General features: G+C 61.1%; 15 protein-coding genes. All 15 read left to right on the top strand.

From position 1 onward, the window contains the following. Positions 1–75: 75 nt before the first annotated feature. The 15 genes from I6E52_RS07810 to I6E52_RS07740 all read left to right on the top strand — a co-directional run bounded on the left by I6E52_RS07810 (position 76) and on the right by I6E52_RS07740 (position 22,043). Positions 76–7,326 (top strand): SdrD B-like domain-containing protein, encoded by a 7,251-nt coding sequence (locus I6E52_RS07810; protein ID WP_197156093.1) that lies wholly within the window; start codon positions 76–78, stop codon positions 7,324–7,326. A gap of 250 nt (positions 7,327–7,576) precedes the next feature. Beyond that, positions 7,577–9,445: a molecular chaperone DnaK gene (gene dnaK / locus I6E52_RS07805; protein WP_197156076.1), complete on the top strand. Its 1,869-nt coding sequence runs from the start codon at positions 7,577–7,579 to the stop codon at positions 9,443–9,445. Continuing rightward, the gene (locus I6E52_RS07800; protein ID WP_231601795.1) at positions 9,446–10,096 is read left to right on the top strand and encodes a nucleotide exchange factor GrpE; all 651 of its coding nucleotides are present in this window, start codon (positions 9,446–9,448) and stop codon (positions 10,094–10,096) included. A gap of 17 nt (positions 10,097–10,113) precedes the next feature. Next, positions 10,114–11,124, top strand: coding sequence for a DnaJ C-terminal domain-containing protein (locus I6E52_RS07795; protein ID WP_197156066.1), 1,011 nt, complete (start codon positions 10,114–10,116; stop codon positions 11,122–11,124). Between the two features lie 5 nt (positions 11,125–11,129). Continuing rightward, positions 11,130–11,564, top strand: coding sequence for a heat shock protein transcriptional repressor HspR (locus I6E52_RS07790; protein WP_197156064.1), 435 nt, complete (start codon positions 11,130–11,132; stop codon positions 11,562–11,564). Between the two features lie 16 nt (positions 11,565–11,580). Next, a complete protein-coding gene (locus I6E52_RS07785; protein WP_231601794.1) occupies positions 11,581–12,363 on the top strand; it encodes a YqjF family protein in 783 nt (260 codons plus the stop codon). A gap of 241 nt (positions 12,364–12,604) precedes the next feature. Beyond that, the gene (locus I6E52_RS07780; RefSeq protein WP_129072489.1) at positions 12,605–13,450 is read left to right on the top strand and encodes a nitrilase-related carbon-nitrogen hydrolase; all 846 of its coding nucleotides are present in this window, start codon (positions 12,605–12,607) and stop codon (positions 13,448–13,450) included. A gap of 73 nt (positions 13,451–13,523) precedes the next feature. Next, a complete protein-coding gene (hydA, locus tag I6E52_RS07775) occupies positions 13,524–14,987 on the top strand; it encodes a dihydropyrimidinase (RefSeq protein ID WP_197156060.1) in 1,464 nt (487 codons plus the stop codon). Positions 14,988–15,068: 81 nt separating this feature from the next. Then, positions 15,069–16,085 (top strand): TIGR03842 family LLM class F420-dependent oxidoreductase, encoded by a 1,017-nt coding sequence (locus I6E52_RS07770; RefSeq protein ID WP_197122535.1) that lies wholly within the window; start codon positions 15,069–15,071, stop codon positions 16,083–16,085. A 4-nt stretch (positions 16,086–16,089) separates the two neighbouring features. After that, entirely contained in the window at positions 16,090–17,043 is a 954-nt protein-coding gene (locus I6E52_RS07765) for an ABC transporter permease (protein WP_197156058.1), read from the top strand. Next, entirely contained in the window at positions 17,040–17,933 is an 894-nt protein-coding gene (locus I6E52_RS07760) for an ABC transporter ATP-binding protein (RefSeq protein WP_197156057.1), read from the top strand. Before I6E52_RS07765 ends, I6E52_RS07760 begins: the two co-directional genes overlap by 4 nt. Next, entirely contained in the window at positions 17,930–18,775 is an 846-nt protein-coding gene (locus I6E52_RS07755; protein ID WP_197109266.1) for an ABC transporter permease, read from the top strand. The genes I6E52_RS07760 and I6E52_RS07755 overlap by 4 nt, the downstream gene beginning before the upstream one ends. Positions 18,776–18,865: 90 nt before the next feature. Continuing rightward, positions 18,866–20,011 (top strand): ABC transporter substrate-binding protein, encoded by a 1,146-nt coding sequence (locus I6E52_RS07750; RefSeq protein WP_197156054.1) that lies wholly within the window; start codon positions 18,866–18,868, stop codon positions 20,009–20,011. A 138-nt stretch (positions 20,012–20,149) separates the two neighbouring features. Next, complete coding sequence (locus I6E52_RS07745; protein ID WP_197156051.1) at positions 20,150–21,475, top strand: aspartate aminotransferase family protein; 1,326 nt, start codon at positions 20,150–20,152, stop codon at positions 21,473–21,475. Positions 21,476–21,494: 19 nt separating this feature from the next. Continuing rightward, complete coding sequence (locus I6E52_RS07740; RefSeq protein ID WP_197137245.1) at positions 21,495–22,043, top strand: pyridoxal 5'-phosphate synthase; 549 nt, start codon at positions 21,495–21,497, stop codon at positions 22,041–22,043. Positions 22,044–22,130: the final 87 nt, after the last annotated feature.

Genomic DNA, 22,130 nt, shown 5'->3' with positions numbered 1-22,130 from the left:
CGACACCACCCGAGTTATCTACGGCCTACTTCCCGATATTAGGTAGGCCCTAGGTCAATCCTTAAGGCCTTACCCGTGAAGTTTTTGCTGCGCCCATTGCTCGTCCTTGCCCTGATTGTGACGGGACTCACTATCCCGACCTCAGCGGCGACAGCCGCAGGGACCCCGGATGTCGAACTCACTCGTCAGGTGAGCGCATCGACGCTTTACGGCAGTGACGTGTCGGTGACGCTCTCCGCGCAACAAACCTCGGGGAACAACGCCTACAACCTCACATTCACCGATGTGTTGCCTGCAGGGGCGACGCTCGAAGACTCCACCTACCCGGTGAGCGAGACCATTGCGCTGGCGGGCGGCGCGACCAAGCTCATCTGGAACAATGTGGCAGACCTCTCGTCGGGTGTCGTCGTGCCGCTCACCTATTCGTTCTCTTACGACACCGCCACATACGACGTAGATGACAGCTTCACGAACACGGCAGAAGCGTTCGTCAACTCCAACCCTCGCGTGCTTGTGAAGTTCAACGCGAACACCGGCGACGTCATCACGAGCACCCGCACCGGGTGGGACACCGACGAGTCGACTACTCTCCTCGTTCCCTTCGTACTCGACAAGATCGAGCCCAGCACCGAGGGCGAACTGCAGCGTGGTGTACATGACAACAAGACCGTTTACACCCTGACCATCACGAACAACAGCGTCAACGACTCCACGAATTTCTCCGTCACTGACTACTTGCCTGCTGGCCTTGAGTTCCTCGGTTGCAGCAACCAGGACAACAGCGCCGTCGACACCGAGGAGTACCCGGGCTCGGGCCGCATCGATGACACCCCGCTTCCCGCGACCGTGGACTGCGCAGGATTCGTGCCGACGTCCGAAACCGTCACGCTCGACCCCGACGGCAGCGGCCCGCTTCCCAGCGACGTCTACACGAAGGTCGACTGGACCTCGCTCGGCACGATTGCTGCCGGCGACACTCTCACGATCAAATATGCCGCCGCTATCCCGCTGCGCGAGAACGTCGACATCGATGGTGAAGCCACAGCGAACCTCGACAACAACACGGGTGACCTCACCGAAGATGAGCAGGCGCTCACCAACTATGCGGTAGCAACCGGCACCTACAACGGCAGCGTTTACACGGATGACGCCTCGGCAACGATTGCCGCTGAAGACGTCGCTATTCAGAAGAGTGCTGACGAGACATCCATCTCTCAGGGCGCTACGACGATCTGGACGCTCTCGTTCCAGTCGTCGGAGTACGCGCTCTCGACCAGCATCATCACTGTCACGGACACGATTCCGGATGGCCTCGACTACGTCTCGAGCTCGCTCACGCCCGAGTCTGTCGTCACGAACGCCGACGGCACGATCACCGTTTCGTGGGACGCCGACGCGTTCGCCGCGGCATCCGAATCTGGGGATATCACCGTGACGACGCTGACGCGCGACGACTATCGCAACGGCGGCGGCCCGGTCAGCTCGAATGACTCGTGGACCAACACTGTTGAGCTCGGCGCCACCGCGATGATCATCACCTCGAACGACGGCACCACTTCCGAGTTGCCCGTCGTGGACGGCTCGAGCGCCGGTCAGACTGCTCGCGGCATCGAGATCGACAAGAAGGTCGCCGAACCCGCGTTGATCGACACGACGTGCACCGATGCAACCGGCCTCAGCTTCAGCGACACCGTGACGGGACCGTTCCACCCGGGCGACCGCGTCTGCTACGAACTGACCGTGACCTTTCCCGGCAACCTCGACACGCTCGACAACACCGTCAACGACTTCCTGCCCGCAGGCTTCACCTACGAAAGCTTCGAGTACACCGCAGCCAGCACGGTCAGTGACACCGATGGCGTCACCTTCGCCAACGTCGCGGGAGACCCCCTCTTGACCTGGAACGTCGGCGATGTAGATGCCGCAGCGGTCTTCCAAGTGCTCGTGACGGCCGTTATCTCTGACCCGGCTGCAATCACCGACGGTGACATCACCGCCAACATCATGAAGATGACCTACGAGAACAGCGCAGGAAACGTCTTCCAGCTACGCGATCAGGCCGACACTCTTGTTGAGAAGCCGATCGTTACGCTCAGCAAGGGCATCACGCACCTCAACACTGTTGCCGTCGCCAATGCCCCGCTCGACACGCTTACAGTGCAGGCGACGGATCGCGTGACCTACGCGGTTGTCGTCACCAATAGCGGCAGCCAGGATTCCGAAAATGTCTCCATCCGTGACAACCTCCCAAGCCTCTTGGAATGTTCGGATATCGAGAACATCAGCGATGCGGGTGTCTGTGGCAGTGACCCGCTACTCCCGCGCTCCATCGAGTGGACGATTCCTTCACTGGATGCTGGCGACTCCTACACGGTGACGTATGACGTCATCACTCCGCTAGATTCCTCGGCCGGCGACACGTTCCTCAACACCGCCGGTGTTCGCAACTACGAAGCCATCACGAACACGGGTGACCCGCAGGTCTACGTCCCGGTCAACAACATTGACCCCACGCTTGAGGATGACGCGAACAGCGTCGAGGCAAAGGACACAGCCACCACCAACCTGCGCCGACCCACCCTCGTCAAGACTGCTGCGACGTCGATCACGGAGACCGGCAACAACGCTTCAACGCAGGCCACGATCGGCGAGACCGTGACCTACACCGTGACGACGACGATCCCTGAGGGCTCAAGCGTCTACGTGAACCCGACGGTCACGGATGTGATCAACAGTCGTTTCGCGATCGTGGGAACGCCCACATTCACCGTCAACGGTGCGGCGGCGCAAAACGCGGCGGTAAGCGGCCAGACCGTGCGTGCCCTCATCGGCGCCAACTACGTCAACCCTGCCAACAGCGGTGACGACCAAGTCGTGCTCACCATCACTGTTCGCGTTCTCGACATTGCGGGACCCACGCGCGGCAACGGCCTCACGAACCGTGCAACGCTCGCCTGGGAGCGAGTAAACGGCGTCGCTGACTCTCAAAACAGCAACACGACTACTACGCGCATCGTCGAGCCAGACATCAACCTCACCAAGAAAAGCAACGCTGTTTCTGGACAGGTAGAAGCCGGACAGATCGTGACGTACACGCTCGAATTGCGCAACGCGAGCGGCAGCAACGTATCGACGGCGCACGACACGACTGTTGTCGACCACGTGCCGAACACTGTCCAGCCGGTCGATGCCAGTAACGTCCCCGTCACCAGTAACCAAACTCTGCCGGGTGGCGGCGTGTGGGATAACAGCGCCCGCACGATCACGTTCACGGTCGCATCGATTGCGCCCGGCGCAGGCCCCGACCTGACGTACAGCGTTCGCGTTGTCGACCCGCTCTTGAGCGGCGCAACTATCGTCAATACGGTCGACGCCATCACGACGTCAATCGCTGGGGGAAACGCCAACGAGCGCACCGCTCTCTCGCCGCTTGGCACCGAAGCTAATGGATACCAGGCAAACGACGACCTCACGCTGCGCGCACCTGAACTGGGCGTCAGCAAGACCGCATCGCCGGGAACCCGCACGATCGGCGAGGTCATCACCTACACCGTCGACGTGACGATCCCGAAGGATGTTGTTGCGTACGATGCAACCATCATCGACACGATGCCCGCCAACGTGCGCTTCGGCCAGTTCCTTGACTCGACCTGTGACCAGAACGGCACCCCGTGTGCTGCTGAGGCAACGCTGATCGGATCACCGACCACGACCGACCGCACCATTGGCTACTTCATCGGCGACATCGACCCCGCCGCGACGGAAGCTCGCACCGTCACGATCACCTACACGGGCATCGTGACTACCGCTGCGGCATCCGGAAACTCCCTCGTCAACACGGTTCGCCCGTACTGGAACAACACCGACACCATCACGGGAACCCCCACCACGGTGCCGGCACCCGGCGACTTCGACAAGGTGGGAACGCCGTCGACCGCAAACGTTTCGGTTATCGAACCGCGATTGACGATCGACAAGGATGTTGCTGGCCAGGTTGGCGACACTGATACTCGCCGCGCGAAGCCCGGTGAGCCCCTCGAATACACGATCGTCGTAACGAACACCGGAAACTCGCCTGCGTATGACGTGACGGTCACGGATACCCCTGACGCTCGCGTCACTAACTTCACCTCCGCTGGTGTTGGGGGAGTTTCCCCGACCGACAGTGACCCGTCAGACGGAACGCTCGGCTGGACTATCGCTGGCCCGATTGCGGCCGGCGCGTCCGTGACAATCAAGTACACGGTCACGATGCCGATAGTCGACGAGACGAGCGAGATCGTGGCGTCGCAGGAAGTCATCAACACGGCTGACGTGCCCCACTACTTCGGTGTGACCCCTGCTGATCAGGTCTCTGGCATCGACTACAAGGATTACGACAACGTGACCCCGGATGTCGTGAGCGTCGAGCTCGACCTTGCCTCGATCGGCGACTACATCTGGTTCGACGTCAACAACGACGGCGTGCAGGATGCCACGGAGCCCGTTCTTGAGGGTGTCGGAGTGACTGTTGTTTACCTCGGTGCTGACGGAGTTTTCGGCACAGCTGACGATGAGACATTCATGACCACGACCGATGAAAACGGTCTGTACCTGGTCAACCAGCTTCCTGGTGGTCTCTACCGGGTAACGGTGGATGCCTCAACGCTTCCCGCCGGAATGACTCCGAGCTTCGACCTCGACGGCACCACCGCAACGCCCAACGGCGTGTGGCAGGGAACCCTTGCGGAGAATGCCAAGAAGCGCGATGTCGACTTCGGCTACACGGGAACCGGCTCGATCGGTGACTACGTCTGGTTCGACCAAGACAAGGATGGCGTTCAAGACGCGAACGAGCCCGGCCTGCCCGGCGCAACCGTCACGGTTGTTTTCGGTGGCCTCGATGGCGACCTTTCCACGACCGACGACAACATCACGTACACGACGTCGACGGATGCCGATGGCAAGTACACGGTTGGCCTGCTTCCTGCTGGCCCGTACACCGTCACGGTGAGCGACCTGCCTGCCGGCTACGCCGTCGTCTCCGACCCCAATGGTGGAACGAGCACGAGCTCGACCACGTCATTGACGGCCGGCCAGGACCGTGTCGACCAGGACTTTGGCTACGCCGGTACGGCATCCATCGGTGACTTCGTGTGGATCGACCGCAATGGTGATGGTGTGCAAGATGGCACTGAGCCCGGAATCTTCGGCGCGCAGGTTGAACTGACCTGGTTTGGCGAAGACGGTGTTCTTGGCGGCGGTGACGACGGAGTCTTCACTACGACAACCGACGGCGACGGCCTGTACAGCTTCCCGAACCTGCTCCCGGGCAACTTCTCGGTCGCGGTAACCGGTGGCCTGCCTGCCGGTGCAACGAACAGCTTCGATCTCGATGGCGACAACGACTCCGAGGCGCCTGTAACGCTCGAGGTTGGCGACGCCGTCACCAATGTTGACTTCGGCTACGACGTGACCTCCGTTATCGGAGACCGCGTCTGGTGGGACCGCAACAAGGATGGCGTGCAAGACAGCAACGAGCCCGGGTTGCCTGGCGTGAAGATTCTCGTCACCTACCTCGGTACCGATGGTGTTCTTGGCGGCTCCGGCGCTGCTGGTGACATCGAGTTCGAGGCAACGACAGACAGCAACGGTGACTGGACTGTCACTGAGATCCCCGACGGAAACTTCATCGTCGAGGTTGTCAGTGGCGTGCCTGCTGGCTTCAGCCCGACCTTCGACAACGACAGCGGAACCACGTCGCCCGACGAAGAGTCTGCGGTAACGCTGGTTGGCTCTGACCTCAACCAGGACTTCGGCTACGCCGGAGACTCGAGCATCTCCGATACGGTGTGGCTCGACCTCAACAAGGATGGCGTCAAGGATGCTGGCGAGCCTGGCCTGCCTGACGCTGAGGTAACCCTCGTCTGGTTCGGCCCGGATGGCGTAGCGGGTGGCGGCGATGACGTCACGTTCGTCGAAATCACCGACTCCAACGGCGAGTACCTCTTCGACAGTCTGCCCGAGGGCAACTACACCGCCACGGTCGACACGACGACGCTGCCTTCTGGCGTAACCCCGACGTTCGATGCGGATGCTGGCCCCAACCAGCCGACGGCGACCACGGTTGCCTCCGGCGTTGGCCCGAACTCCACCACTGCGGTCTCGCTGCCTGCAGCGACCGATCTCGACAACATCGACTTCGGTTACGTCGGTACCGGCAAGATTGGCGACACCGTCTGGCTCGACCAGAACGGTGACGGCATCCTTGACGACACTGAGTCCGGCATCGCCGAGGTAGGCGTCACGCTCACCTGGGCTGGCCTCGACGGAGTGCTCGGCAACGCCGACGACGTGGTTTCCACCACAACGACGGATGCCAGCGGCAACTACCTCTTCGAAGACCTTCCTTCGGGACTCTTCACGGTGGAGCTTGCGGGGCTGCCTGCAGGCCTGACGTCCACGATCGACCCCGATGGTGGAGCTGACGACCAGTCCGAGCTCACGCTCGACGGCGGCGAAGAGAACCTCATTCAGGACTTCGGTTACCGCGGAGACGCAGGAGTCGGCGACCTGTTGTGGCTCGACGTCGACAACGACGGAGTTCAGGGCACGAACGAGCCTGGTCTTCCGGGCATCGTGATGACCGTCACGAGCCCCGGCTTCGACGGAATCTTCGGCAACGAAGACGACATCATCGTGACAACCACGACCGATGAGAACGGCAACTACCTCGTTGAGGGACTGCCCGCTGGCGAAGTTAAGGTCTCCTATGACGCGACGACGCTAACCGAAGGTTTTGTGCCGAGCTCGGACCTCGACGGCGATGTGCTTTTCGAAACCACGACGGAACTCACCGCGGGCGAGACTCGTCTCGACGTTGACTTCATCGTGGTCGGTAGCGCAACGCTCAACGGAGTGGTGTTCGATGACCCGAATGGCAATGGCGTTCGTGACAGCGGAGACAAGGGCATCCCGAATGCCACCGTCAACGTGGTCTGGGATGGCCCGAACGGTCCGGTAACGGTCACGGTCGTCACTGACGCGAACGGTGCGTGGGAACTCACCACGCTGCCCGCTGGAACCTACACGGCAACTGTCGACTTGGATTCAGTCTCGGCTGATTACCGCCCGTCAACAGGAACTACTTCAACGGTCGAGCTGCCTGCCTTTGGCACACGCTCGGTCATCCAGGGACTCACAACGTTGATGCTCGCCTTCACGGGTTCGAACATCGCGTTAGGGGGATCGCTCGCAGGACTGCTCCTGCTCGGCGGACTGTTCCTTCTCTTGCCGGCACGTCGGGTGCGTGGCGGAGAAAAGCAGCCGCAAATAGCGAGCAAGTAGCAACACCAGCGAGTTGGCGCGGTGAGCGTGTGGGGTGTCGGGCCCTGTGCATGCTCACCGCGCCATTTGCGTTTAATCGTGTGACTTTGGGCTCTGCGTCTGCGCCGTAAACGAGAGGAGCGCCAGCCCTACCTTGAGTCACTCCCACTCAACTTTCAGCTATTCGGCTTGACTCTCGACGCACGCAGGAGCAAACTTGATACAGCGCGACTCAAGTTCGTGCTTCACGAGACTTAAGGAGTAAGAGCACATGGCTCGAGCAGTAGGTATTGACCTCGGAACAACCAACTCGGTAGTTGCCGTACTCGAAGGTGGAGAACCCACCGTCATTGCAAACGCCGAAGGAATGCGCACCACGCCTTCCGTCGTCGCATTCACCAAGGATGGCGAAGTCCTCGTTGGTGAAACCGCTAAGCGCCAGGCCGTCACTAACGTCGATCGCACTATCGCATCCGTCAAGCGCCACATCGGTACTGACTGGACCGTCAAGATCGACGACAAAAAGTACACCCCGCAGGAAATTTCCGCTCGTACGCTTGCCAAGCTCAAGCGCGATGCCGAACAGTACCTGGGTGAAGACGTCACTGACGCAGTAATCACCGTTCCCGCTTACTTCAACGACGCTGAGCGTCAGGCAACGAAGGAAGCCGGTGAGATCGCGGGCCTCAACGTCTTGCGCATCATCAACGAGCCCACCGCTGCTGCACTCGCGTACGGCCTAGACAAGGGCAAGGAAGACGAACTCATTCTGGTCTTCGACCTCGGTGGTGGAACGTTCGACGTTTCCCTGCTCGAAGTGGGCAAAGACGACGACTTCTCCACCATCCAGGTCAAGTCGACCTCGGGCGACAACCGCCTCGGTGGTGACGACTGGGATGCCCGCGTCGTCGACTACCTGATCCAGCGCTTCAAGGACTCGACCGGTGTTGACGTCTCAGGCGACAAGATCGCGAAGCAGCGCCTCAAGGAAGCTGCCGAGCAGGCCAAGAAGGAACTCTCGTCGCAGATGACGGCAAGCATCCAGCTTCCGTACCTCTCGCTCACCGAGAACGGTCCGGCCAACCTCGACGAGACTCTCTCGCGCGCCAAGTTCGAAGAACTGACCGCAGACCTCCTCGAGCGTGTCAAGAAGCCCTTCAACGATGTCATCAAGGAAGCCGGCGTCAAGCTGAGCGACGTTTCACACGTGGTACTCGTGGGTGGATCGACTCGTATGCCCGCCGTCGTTGAGCTCGTCAAGAAGCTCACCGGTGGTAAGGAACCGAACAAGGGCGTCAACCCTGATGAGGTCGTAGCCGTTGGTGCTGCACTCCAGGCTGGCGTGCTGAAGGGCGAGCGCAAGGACGTTCTGCTCATTGACGTCACCCCGCTGAGCCTCGGTATCGAGACCAAGGGCGGCATGATGACCAAGCTCATCGACCGCAACACCGCAATCCCGACCAAGCGCAGCGAGACTTTCACCACGGCGGATGACAACCAGCCTTCCGTGTCGATTCAGGTCTTCCAGGGTGAGCGTGAGTTCACTCGCGACAACAAGAACCTCGGAACGTTCGAGCTCACTGGCATCGCGCCGGCGCCTCGTGGCATCCCGCAGGTTGAGGTCACCTTCGACATCGACGCTAACGGCATCGTGCACGTGTCCGCCAAGGACAAGGGCACTGGCAAGGAGCAGTCGATGGTCATCACGGGTGGTTCAAGCCTGTCGAAGGAAGACATCGAGCGCATGGTTCGCGAAGGCGAAGAGCACGCTGCAGAAGACAAGGCTCGCCGTGAGGCAGCCGAGGTTCGCAACAACGCTGAGCAGCTCGCGTACTCCACCGGAAAGCTCATCACCGACAACGCTGAGAAGCTGCCGGAAGATGTGAAGACCGAGGTTCAGGCTGATGTTGACGCGCTTAACACTGCGCTCGCCGGTGACGACGAAGCAGAGGTCAAGACCGCGTTCGACAAGCTCACCGAGAGCCAGCAGAAGCTGGGCGAAGCAATCTACAAGCACCAGGAAGAAAACCCTGAGGCCGCTGCAGAGGGCGACACCGCGACCGCTGATGAAAGCTCTGACGAAGACATCGTCGACGCTGAAGTTGTTGACGAAGACGAAGCTGACACGGACAAGAAGTAGATGCCTGACAAAAACAAGGACCACGACGATAACCAGGATCCGGTGACTCACGACGACAGTCGTGTTGATCCGGAAACCGGCGACGTGAGTGCGGCCGACTCGGCTGCTGCAGAGCAATCTGCAGCAGCCGAGGGGCAGCCTTCCTCTGACAAGGAGCCTGCTGCGGACGCTACGAAGGCCCCCGATGAGTTGAGTGAAGAAGACCAGCGTCTTCTTGAGGAAGCTAGTCGGGACCTCGTCGCTGAGATGCGCGATCAGATGTTGCGTGCTCAGGCTGAGTTGGTGAACTTCCGAACTCGCGTTGAGCGGGATCGAGTAGCGAACCGCGAAGCTGTCATCGCCGACGTCATCCGCTCATTGCTGCCTGCTCTCGATGATCTCGATCGTGCCGAGAAGCACGGCGACATTCTCGAAGGCACTCCCATCGCTCTTGTTGCGCAGAAAATCAACTCAAGTTTTGAGCGGTTCGGCTTGCGCAAGATCGGCGAGAAGGGCGAAGTCTTTGATCCTGCGTTCCACGAGGCTGTTGTTCATTTGAACGATCCTGAGGCGACCGAGAACACGATCGCTGATGTCGTTGAGCCGGGCTACATTCTTGGTGAGCGCGTTGTTCGTGCCGCGAAGGTTGCTGTCTCCGGCCCCACTGATTAGGTCGGGGGTGGCGGGTAGTGGCTAGCCAAGATTGGTTCGATAAGGACTTCTACAAGGTGCTTGGAGTGTCGAAAGATATCTCCGAGGCCGAGTTGAAAAAGACCTATCGCAAACTCGCGCGTCAGTTTCACCCGGATTCGAACCCGGGAGATCCGAAAGCCGAAGAGCGCTTCAAAGAAATTAGTGAAGCGCACTCCGTGCTTTCTGATCCTGAAACGCGCAAAGAATACGATCAGGTTCGTGCCATGGGCTCGGGCGCTCGCTTCCAAGCGGGCGGCCAAGGCGGTCAGGCTGGCGGCTTCGAGGATGTCTTTGGTGGCATGTTCGGCGGTGGCCAGAGTTATGGCGGGCAAAGTTATGGCGGCGGTCAGGGCTATGGGGGAGGTCAGTCAGGCGCGAGCTTCGAAGACCTTCTCGGTGGCATGTTCGGCGGTCAAGCCGGTCCTGGTGGTGGCCCCGGATTCCGTGGCGGCCCCGCAAAGGGCCGCGATCTGGCAGCAAATACGACGCTAGATTTTGCTACCGCGATTAACGGCGAAACGATCAAGCTCCAGCCGGCCGGCGGTCGTCCGATGAACGTCAAGATTCCTGCGGGAGTCAGCGACGGTCAGAAGATCCGCCTCAAGGGCAAAGGCGAGGCGAGCCCCAATGGTGGACCCGCTGGCGACCTGGTGCTCACAGTCGCGGTGCGCAAGCATCCGGTCTTCGAACGTGACGGCAACAACCTTCGGGTTGTCGTGCCCGTGACGTTTGCAGAAGCTGTGCTCGGCGCCACTATTGAGGTGCCGACTCTGAGCGGTGCACCGGTGAAACTGAAAGTTGCGCCGGGAACCCCGAGCGGGCGAGTATTGCGCGTAAAAGGTCGCGGGGTCGCTACGACGAAGGCAACTGGAGACCTGCTTGCCGAAGTGCAAGTGGCCGTGCCTAGTCACGTTCCGGATGCCGCTCTCAAGCACCTCAAGGCCTTTGCTGAAGCGATGCCCGCAGAAAACCCGCGGGACGATCTGATTGCTAGAGCCAGGAGCTAATAGTCATGGATGAGCTGAGCCCCGCCTTTGCTATCGCCGTTGCGGCGGAGCTGGCGGGCATGCATCCGCAAACGCTGCGACAGTACGACCGTCTGGGTCTCGTGTCTCCCACGAGAACCAGCGGTCGTTCGCGGCGCTACTCCATGCGCGACGTGATGCAGTTGCGCGAGATCGCAGCCCTCAGCGCTGAAGGTCTCAACCTTGAAGGCATCAAACGAATCCTCGATCTTGAGAATCAAGTAACAGAACTCAGCACGCGCGTTCGTGAACTCGAAGCGGCGCTTGCTGATGAACTCCTTTCGAAGCCCGGCCGCCGCGTCTTCGCTGCCGGTTCTGCTGGCGAGGTGATCTCGCTCAAAGCGGGAACCCGCGCCGAACGCGCCGACCAGGTCGAACTGTGGCGCCCTTTCCTGCGGCGCGATAACCAACTTCCGCGGTGATCGTGAGCATCCGATGATGATCCGTGAAGCTCCACCACTCGGCGGTTCCCCCATCTTGCGGCAGCGCTGGAGCGAAGTCACGTTCCTGCACTGGAAAGTTGATCCGGCCATCGTGGCTCCGCTGCTGCCGGAGGGATGCCGTCCCGACACGCTCAACGGCAGCACGTGGGTGGGGCTCATCGCCTTTCAAATGTCGCAAAGTTCATTCTTTGGCGGGCCCCGCATCCCGTGGCTCGGCGACTTTCCCGAAGTCAACGTGCGCCTCTACTCCGTTGATGCCCACGGGCGACGCGGAGTGGTCTTCCTTTCCCTCGAGGCGTCGCACCTGATTCCAGTGCTCACCGCGCGGCTAGCTTTTGGCCTGCCGTACCAGTGGGCATCGATGAAGATCGGGCAGCGAGACGGACAGATTGCCTACAAAACGAAACGTCACGGAAGACCGGATGCGGCATCCCACATCATTGTGAAACCGGTAGCTGACCCGGCGGCGAGCGTCGCACTCGCGGCGGACCCTCTGGCAACGTTCTTGACCGCGCGGTGGGGGTTTCACGAAACTCATCGTGGACGCACGATCTACTCTCGCAACCACCATGAACCGTGGCCGTTGCAACCGGCCGAATTGGTCTACCTCGATGACGGTTTGCTCGCCGCTGCGGGGTTTGAGGGTCTAGCCGATCGCGTTCCCGACTCGGTGATGTACGCGAGCGATGTTACGACGGTGTTTGCGGCACCCCGTCAGCCGGCCCTTGCGCGCCAGCCTCGACCGAGTGCAATCTGGACATCCGCGCCTTCTGCGTAGGTATTTGCAGAAATAATGTGGAATTGCATAGACAATTTTGTGCAACATGGTCTCATCAGCACAAATGAGCATTGCCTCTTGCTCTCGACAGGGACATGATGAGTAACCACACCGTCACACAAGCACAACACGATTGAAACGATGAACCTAGAGAATAAGGGCACGGGGATAGTTCCCGTTCGCGCGTCATTTTCTCGGTTTATCGCCGCAGGCAACGACGCCGAATAACGCAGGAGGCACCATGACGACAGTTCGCGCAGCAATCACACAGACCACTTGGACGGGCGACAAAGAGTCGATGCTCGACAAGCACGAGCAGTTCGCTCGGGATGCGAAGGCGCAAGGCGCCCAGATCATCTGCTTCCAAGAGCTTTTCTACGGTCCGTATTTTGGGATCACTCAGGACAAGAAGTATTACCGTTACGCCGAGCCTGTTGATGGCCCGATCGTTACGCGCTTCCAGGCCCTGGCTAAAGAGCTCGACATGGTCATGATTCTGCCGATCTATGAAGAAGCGATGACGGGTGTGTATTACAACACCGCCGTCGTTGTTGATTCGGATGGTACGAACCTCGGTTCGTACCGCAAGCACCACATCCCTCACCTCGACAAGTTCTGGGAGAAGTTCTACTTCACGCCCGGCAACTTGGGCTTCCCGATGTTCAACACCGCCGTCGGCAAGGTGGGCGTTCACATTTGTTACGACCGCCACTTCCCCGAAGGATGGCGCGAACTGGGCTTGAACGGCGCCGAAATCGTCTTCAACCCGAACGCCACGAAGCCCGGCCTCTCCAACCGTCTCTGGGAGGTCGAAGGCCCAGCAGCAGCAGTGGCCAACGGCTACTTCGTACTTCAGCCCAACCGTGTCGGCCTCGAAGACAACGAGTACGGCGACGAAGCCGTTGACTTCTATGGCACCAGCCAGGTCATCGACCCCCGCGGAAACTTCGTGGGCGAACGTGGCTCAGGCACCGATGAAGAGATCATGATTCGCGATCTCGACATGGACCTCGTGCAGGAAATGCGCGATGACTGGCAGTTCTACCGTGACCGTCGCCCCGACGCGTACCTGTCGATCCCTAAATAAGCCATAACTTCAACCCCAGGTTGTTTTGGCGCCTGGGGAACAGTAGGCACACGACATCGCAGAGGAGCGAATCATGGCCACCACTCTCATTTCCGGCGGTACGGTCGTCAGCTCAACGGGGCGAGCCCCAGCAGACGTTCTGATCGACGGCGAAGTAATCAAGGCAGTGCTGTCACCCGGCAGCACGCTTTTCGGAACCGACATTGCGGCATCCGTCGACAAGGTCATTGATGCCACGGGAAAGTACGTCATTCCCGGTGGCATCGACGCCCACACGCACATGGAGCTGCCCTTCGGCGGCACCGCGGCAATCGATACTTTCGAGACGGGCACTCGCGCCGCGGCGTGGGGCGGCACGACCTCGATCATCGACTTCGCCGTGCAGACCTATGGCGAGCGCATCCAAGATTCGCTTGCTGCCTGGCACGGCAAGGCGTCGGGCAACTGCGCCATCGACTATGGCTTTCACCAGATTGTTGGTGACGTTACGCCAGAGTCACTGAAGGCGATGGAGAAGCTGCCAGACGAGGGCATCACGAGCTTCAAGATGTTCATGGCGTACCCGGGCGTTTTTTACTCGGATGACGCACAGATCCTCAAGGCAATGCAGGTGTCTCGCGACACCGGCTTGATGACGATGATGCACGCCGAGAATGGGCCGGTCATTGACGTTCTCGCCGAGCAACTCGTAGAGCAGGGCAAGACCGACCCGTACTATCACGGTGTTGCTCGTGCCTGGGAGATGGAAGAGGAAGCCACTCACCGAGCGATCATGCTCGCGAAGCTCACCGGTGCTCCGCTCTACATCGTTCACGTGAGTGCGAAGCAAGCGGTCGAACAGATCGCCGGCGCTCGCGACCGTGGTCAGAATGTCTTCGCAGAGACGTGCCCGCAGTACCTCTACTTGAGCCTCGAAGAACAACTCGGTGCTCAGAGCGAGCAGTACGGTCACTTCGAAGGCGCCAAGTGGGTGTGCTCGACTCCGATTCGCTCACGCGAAGAGGGTCACCAGGATGCCATGTGGCAGTCGCTGCGCACGAACGATGTTCAGATGGTCTCCACCGACCACTGCCCGTTCTGCATGAAGGACCAGAAAGAGCTGGGACTCGGCGACTTCCGCAAGATTCCGAACGGAATCGGCACCGTCGAGCACCGCATGGACCTCATGTATCAAGGTGTTGTCACCGGCGAGATCACGCTCGAGCGTTGGGTTGAGCTTACGAGCACCACCCCCGCACGCATGTTTGGTGTGTACGGCCGCAAGGGTGTCATTCAGCCAGGCGCCGACGCCGACATCGTGGTGTACGACCCCCAGGGGCACACCTCGATCGGTATGCCGATTGATGAGAACGGCAACCCCACGGGCAAGAAGCACCACATGAACATGGACCACGCGGCCTGGGAGGGCTTCGAGATCGATGGTCACGTTGACACCGTTATTTCCCGTGGCAAGGTCATCGTCGATGATGACCAGTACATCGGTTCCAAGGGCGACGGTCGCTTCATGAAGCGCGGCCTCACTCAGTACCTGACCTAAACGGTTTCGCTGCAGCATCCGCTGGCTACCACCAGCGGATGCTGCACTTTAAACGACTTTCCACCACGAATGAGGAGCCCCATGGACTTCGGAGCAGTACTTCAGACCAACCCGCCGTCAGCACGAACCGTTCAACTAGCGAAGCTTGCAGAGGCGCATGGCTTCACCTATGTCTGGACCTTTGATTCACACATCCTGTGGCAAGAGCCCTATGTGATTTACAGCCAGATTCTGGCCGAGACCCGCAAGGTTATCGTCGGACCGATGGTGACGAACCCGGCCACGCGCGACTGGACTGTCACGGCATCCACATATGCCACCCTCAACGAGATGTACGGCAACCGCACCGTCTGTGGCATCGGCCGCGGCGACTCGGCTGTGCGCGTGACCAACGGCAAGCCCACAACGCTGAAGGATCTGCGGGAGTCGATTCACGTCATCCGTGAACTCGCTAACTCGCGTTCGGTCGAATACGGCGGAGCACAGTTGCAGCTGCCGTGGAGCAAGGGTTCTGAACTCGAGATGTGGGTTGCGGCCTATGGCCCGCTCGCGCTCAAGCTCACCGGTGAAGTCGGAGACGGCTTTATCCTGCAGCTCGCTGACCTCGATATTGCCGCCTGGATGATCAAGAAGGTGCGCGACGCCGCTGAGGCTGTCGGTCGCGACCCGATGTCGATCAAGTTCTGTGTTGCCGCGCCGATGTACATCGGTGATGACTGGGAGCACATGCGCGACCAGTGCCGCTGGTTCGGAGGCATGGTGGGAAACCACGTCGCCGACATCGTGAAGAAGTACGGCTCTGACGGAGACGTGCCGAAGGCGCTCACCGACTACATCGAAAAGCGTGAAGGCTACGACTACAACCAGCACGGCCAAGCGGGCAATACGCACGCGGCGTTTGTGCCCGACGAGATCGTCGACCGGTTCTGCGTCATGGGAACCGCCGAGGAGCACATCGAGAAGCTCGAGAAGTTGCGCGAACTCGGTGTCGATCAGTTCGCCGGCTACCTGCAGCACGACAACAAAGAAGAGACCATGCGGGTCTACGGCGAGACGGTAATCCCGGCCCTCACCGAAACAGTGACGGCGAAGGCCTAACCCGATGACGGCAACCCGAAACGATCAGCGTGGGGAGGTTGCCGTCCGCCCTGCGAATCAGTCGGGTGCGGTGGCTAACCCCGCGCGCACTCGGCTGCTCGGCGGCTTTCTCTGGGGCATCGCTGGCGTAGCGCTCATCGCACTCATCTGGGAGGGCTACAAGTTCTTCGGCCCCGACAACGGCGTGCTCATTGGCGAACTTCGAGTGCTTCCGCGCACCACCGACCTCGCCATGCCTCACCTGTGGGACATGATGACGCGACTCGCGGAGCCCGTCACGCGAGCAGATGGTGCGCTTCCCCTCTGGGCCGTCGTGGCGCTTGCCGCGCTCATGACGCTCGGGATCGCTGCCGCAGGCTGGGCCGTTGGCGTAATTGTGGGAGTCGCCTTCGCGCTCCTTATGCAACGCTGGCGTCTCGCCGAATTCGGTCTGCTTCCCTGGATCGTCATCAGCCAAACCGTGCCGCTCATCGCCTTCGCGCCCATCGTCAAAAGCTGGGGCTCGCGAGTCGAGATCGGTTCCTTCGAATGGCAAGACTGGATGTCGGTGGCGCTCATTGCGAGCTATCTGGCGTTCTTCCCCATCACCGTTGGCGCGCTCAAGGGGCTGCAGTCTCCCGACCGCATCCACGTTGAGCTCTTCGACACGTATGCCGCCGGCTACTGGCCGACGCTCGTGCGACTGCGCTTGCCCGCAGCCGTTCCGTACCTTCTGCCTGCGCTGCGACTCGGAGCAGCGAACGCTGTCATCGGCGCGGTTGTCGCGGAAGTATCGACCGGACTTCAAGGCGGCATCGGACGCCTACTCATTCAATTTGCCGGTCAAGCATCGGGCGACCCCTCGAAGGCGTGGGGCCCCATCTTCGGCGCAATCGTGCTCGGCCTTGTGGCCGCCGGTTCCGTTGCACTGCTCGGCATCATTCTCAAGGACTACAGACGAACCGAGGAGGCCGCATGAGCGACCAGATCCCGACCACCACTCCCGCCGCTGAAACGATGACCGGCGCGGCTGGCGCCGAAGCCGCCGTGGAAGTTCGCGGACTCAACAAGCAGTTCCAGACCGCCTCGGGCGTCGTTCACGCGCTCGAAGGAATCGACCTCACTGTTGAGGCCGGCGAATTCGTCTCGCTCATCGGGCCGTCGGGCTGTGGCAAGTCAACCCTCATGAGGCTCATTGCTGACCTCGATGTTCCGACCTCGGGCGAACTGACCGTGTTCGGTAAGACCGCAACGCAGGCTCGCCTCGACCAGGACTACGGCATCGCTTTTCAGCAGGCCGGGCTTTTACCGTGGCGCACGGTAGCCGCGAACGTTGCGCTTCCGCTTGAACTGCACGGGGTGGCATCCGCTGCTCGGCGCACTCGCGTTGCTGACCTGCTCGAGATGGTCGGCCTCACCGAATTCGCTGATCGTTTTCCCGACCAGCTGTCGGGCGGAATGCAGCAGCGTGTGGCGATTGCCCGCTCGCTCGCGGAACAGCCGCGACTGTTGCTGATGGATGAACCATTCGGCGCCCTCGACGAGATGACGCGAGAGAAGATGCAGACCGACCTCGTGCGCATCGCCGCCGACACCGGAGCTGCCGTCGTGTTCGTGACCCACTCGATTCCTGAAGCCGTGTTCCTCTCCGACCGCGTTGTGGTCATGTCGCCGCGCCCAGGTCGCATCAGCGACATCATCCCGATGCGATTGGATGCTGCTGACGGCCGCGAAGAACGCGACGACGACCTGCGCGAAGCATCCTCGTTCTTCGAGATGGTGACCGAAGTGCGTGAAGCACTGCACGGCGGAGCCTCGGATGCGGAAAACCCCGCACCGCGCGCCGCCCGGGGAGTGGACACTCGATGACGACAAACACGACCGCGAACGCGATCATCGGTGCCGGAACCGGTGCCACGCGCACCAAGGGCTGGAGCCCGAGAACGGAGTCGATCCTTCGCGTGGTCGCGCCCGTCACGCTCGGAATCATCGTGCTCGCCATCTGGCAGTTTCTCGTCACCGTCGGTGGCGTCTCCGACTACCTGCTGCCGAGCCCGACTTCGATCATGGCGGAACTGGTCGCATACTGGCCAGCCGTCGTCTCGGCAACGGTGCTCACCGGCACGAACAGCCTCCTGGGTTTGCTCGTCGGTTCGCTGCTCGGGATCGTTCTCGCGGCGGTCGCCGCACGGTGGCGCATCGCCGACCAGATGAGTGCACCGATCATTGCCGCGCTCGCGGTTGTTCCGATCGTGGCTCTCGCCCCTGTGCTCAACTCCATGTTTGGAGCTGACAGCCAGTTCGGTCGCCAAGCGATTGCCGCGATCGCGTCGTTCGTTCCCATCTTCATCAACACCCTGCGCGGGTTCCGCCAAACGCGGCCAGTGCACCGTGACCTGATGAAGGCCTACGCGGCAAGCTCCGGGCAGATGTTGCGCTCGCTCACCCTGCCGACAGCCCGCCCCTTTATTCTCACTGGCATCCGTATCGCTTCGTCGCTCGCCGTTATCTCCGCTCTCGTGGCGGAATACTTCGGTGGACCACGCGGCGGCCTCGGCAGTCTGATTGCGACCTCGGCAGCCTCAAGCGCGTATTCCCGCGCCTGGGCCTATGTCGGGGCATCCATCGCACTCGGTCTGCTCTTCTACCTCGCGACGCTCGCACTCGAACGACTAGTGCTGCGCCGTGTACCGACCGGGGGCTCCCGATGACAGCACCCCGCGCAGAACAGGGAAGGAGATAACCGCTCCACCAGCTCTACCAGCAGTATCCACTTGCACCGTGAATCTGGAAGGTCTGACATGAAGTTCACCAAACGCCGCGCACTCGCGGCTGGAGCGTTCGCCGTAACGGCAGCGGTCCTCCTCGCAGCATGCTCCACCACAACCGATGAGGGAGACAGCGGATCAGCTGACGAACTCACCGAAATCAAGCTCCAGCTCCAGTGGCTGCCACAGGGCCAGTTCGCTGGTTACTTCGCCGCAGTCGATCAGGGCTACTTTGAAGAAGAAGGCCTCAGCGTCGAAATCATCCCGTCGGGTGGCGACATCGTTCCGCAAGACGCTCTCGCCAACGGCGACGTTGACTACGCCGTAGCGTGGGTTCCCAAGGTTCTCGGCTCCATCGAGCAGGGCGCTAACCTCACCGACATCGCACAGATCTTCCAAAAGTCGGGCACCCTTCAGGTGTCATGGGCTGACTCGGGCATTGACTCCGTCGCTGACTTCGAGGGCAAGAAGATTGGCTCGTGGGGCTTCGGAAACGAGTGGGAGATCTTCGCAGCAATGGCTGCTGAAGGACTCGACTCCTCGACCGTGCAGATCATCACGCAGGACTTCAACATGAACGCCTTCCTGCAGGGCGACATCGACGCCGCGCAGGCCATGACGTACAACGAGTACGCTCAGCTGCTCGAGTCGACCGACCCCGACACCGGAGAGCTGTACCAGCCTGAAGACTTCAACGTCATCAGCTACGAAGACACCGTTGGCGCCATGCTCCAGGATGCAATCTGGGCTGACACCGAGCGTCTCGACAGTGACGAGGACTACCAGGAGACCACGGTCGCCTTCCTTAAGGCTGTAGTCAAGGGCTGGATCTTCGCTGCTGAGAACCCCGAAGATGCTGCCGAAGGCACCGTCGCTGCTGGTTCCGGTTGGGGCCCCAGCCACGAACTGTGGATGGTCAACGAGACCAACAAGCTGATCTGGCCGGCCGAGAACGGCATCGGCGTCATCGATGAAGCCGCGTGGGACCGCACCGTTGAAGGCGCCATCAGCGCCGTCAACGAGACGGGCGCAAGCCCCATCACCACGGCACCGCCGGCAACAGCATGGTCGAACGACTGGATCATGCAGGCACTTGAAGAGCTCGAAGCCGAAGGTGTTGACACCACCGGTTCCAGCTTCGCACCGATCGACGTCACCCTCCTCGAGGGCGGCAACTAGTCACACTGAATAACCGCTAGTCGGATGCCGCCCTTACTCTGGTGAGGGCGGCATTCGTTGCGTTCACGGCGTCACACCAGCGCCCCGCACCACCTTCTCACCATCTCCTTGCCACCCCGGATCGAAAGGCCTCGCGCCATGACCGAGCAGAACACCCCCGACCTCGATGCCTACGCGCTCGAGCTCGATCAGGCGCACATCTTTCATTCGTGGTCGGCGCAGACTCCCGCCCATGTGTCGGCCGTGAGCATCAAGAGTGGGCTCGGCACCCGCGTGTGGGATCACGCCGGAAACGAATATCTCGACTTTTCTAGCCAGCACGTCAATGTGAATTTGGGGCACCAGCATCCGGCCCTGCTTGAGGCAATTCGGGTGCAGTCTCAGCTGCTCGCAACAATCTCCCCGCCCACGGCCAACATCACGCGGGGCGAAGCGGCGAAGCGATTGGCGGCGATCGCGCCCGAGGGATTTAACCGCGTATTTTTCACGAATGGTGGCTCTGACGCGAACGAGAATGCGATGCGGATGGCGCGGCTCTACACCGGACGCGACAAAATTCTCTCGGCGTACCGTTCGTATCACGGCAACACCGGCAGCAGCATCGTCGCCACCGGTGACCCGCGCCGCATCCCGAACGAGTTCGCGCGCGGCCACGTGCACTTCTTCGGCCCTTACCTGTATCGCTCCGAGTTTTGGGCAACGACGCCAGAGCAAGAGAGCGAGCGTGCGCTGCAGCATTTGCGGCGCGTGATCCAAGCGGAGGGCGCAGAGACTATTGCCGCAGTGCTGCTCGAACCCGTGCCGGGAACTCCGGGCATCATGCTGCCGCCGCCCGGCTACCTTGCCGGCGTGCGCGAACTGTGTGACCAGCACGGCATCCTGCTGATCTTCGACGAAGTAATGTGTGGTTTCGGGCGCACCGGTGAGTGGTTCGCGTTCGACGCCTTCGATGCGCGACCCGACCTCATCACCTTCGCGAAAGGAGTGAACTCGGGCTACGTTCCCATCGGCGGTGTGATCATCGACGACCCGATTGCGGCGCACTTCAACGACCGGGTGTTCCCCGGCGGGTTGACGTATTCGGGGCATCCGCTTGCTGCTGCCACGATTGTGGCCTCGCTCGACACCATTGCGTCGGAGGGCGTGCTCGAGCACGTGCGCGACATCGGGGAGAACCACATTGGCCCGGCGCTTGAGGCTCTTGCCGAACGGCATGAGGCCATTGGCGAAGTGCGTGGCCGCGGAGTGTTCTGGGCCCTCGAACTCGTCACCGACCGGGCGACCCGTGAACCCGTGCCGGCCGCAACGATGGGACGCATTCGGGCTGGCCTTGTGGAGCGCGGGCTGCTGCCCTTCGTGTCGGAGAACCGCATCCACGTTCTGCCCCCGTGCGTTGTCACGCCCGCCGAAATCGCTGAGGCGATGGAGATCTACGATGCGGTGCTGACGGCCGAACTGGCGTGAAACGTGGCACTCTGGTGTCATGACGAGCGACACCGCCGCGAAGCTGAGGGCGATTCCAACACTTGTGGGCACAAGCCCCGCCCTCAACAACGCTGCGCTTCCCGCAGACCCGGTGACGCTCTTCTATGAATGGCTTGAGGCTGCGCTTGAAGCGTCTGTTGCGGAACCACTGGCGATGACTCTCGCCACCGTCGATGCTGAGGGCACTCCCGATGCAAGAACCCTCATCGTCAAAGATGTGGATGATCGGGGGTGGGCGTTCGCTGGCCCCCGAGCCAGCGCCAAAGGGGTGCAGCTTGCCGCGCATCCGGCCGCAGCGCTCAACTTCTGGTGGCAACCGCTTGTGCGCGCCGTTCGGGTAAGAGGCCCGGTGCTTGAAGCAAGCCGAGCCGATAGCGAAGCTGACTTTGCATTGCGAGATGCTGCAGCGCGGGAGAATGCTGACCCAGACGGCTGGGTTCTGTGGCGGCTGAAGGCTGAGCACGTCGAGTTCTGGCAGGGATCCACTGACCGAAAACACCATCGGATTATCTATCGCCTGGTCGATGGAGTCTGGGTGCGAGAGTGACTGCCGCGCGCCGATAGTGTCTCGGGAGTCGCACAGGCAGATGGACAAGAATCGGCGGAGGGCAGCCGGAAACTCACACCTTCAGAA

Origin of the sequence: Salinibacterium sp. NG253, assembly GCF_015864945.1 — a bacterium.
Taxonomy (GTDB): Bacteria; Actinomycetota; Actinomycetes; order Actinomycetales; family Microbacteriaceae; genus Rhodoglobus.
The sequence above is the reverse complement of the archived record's forward strand: the minus strand, read 5'-3'. Positions and strand labels throughout refer to the sequence as shown.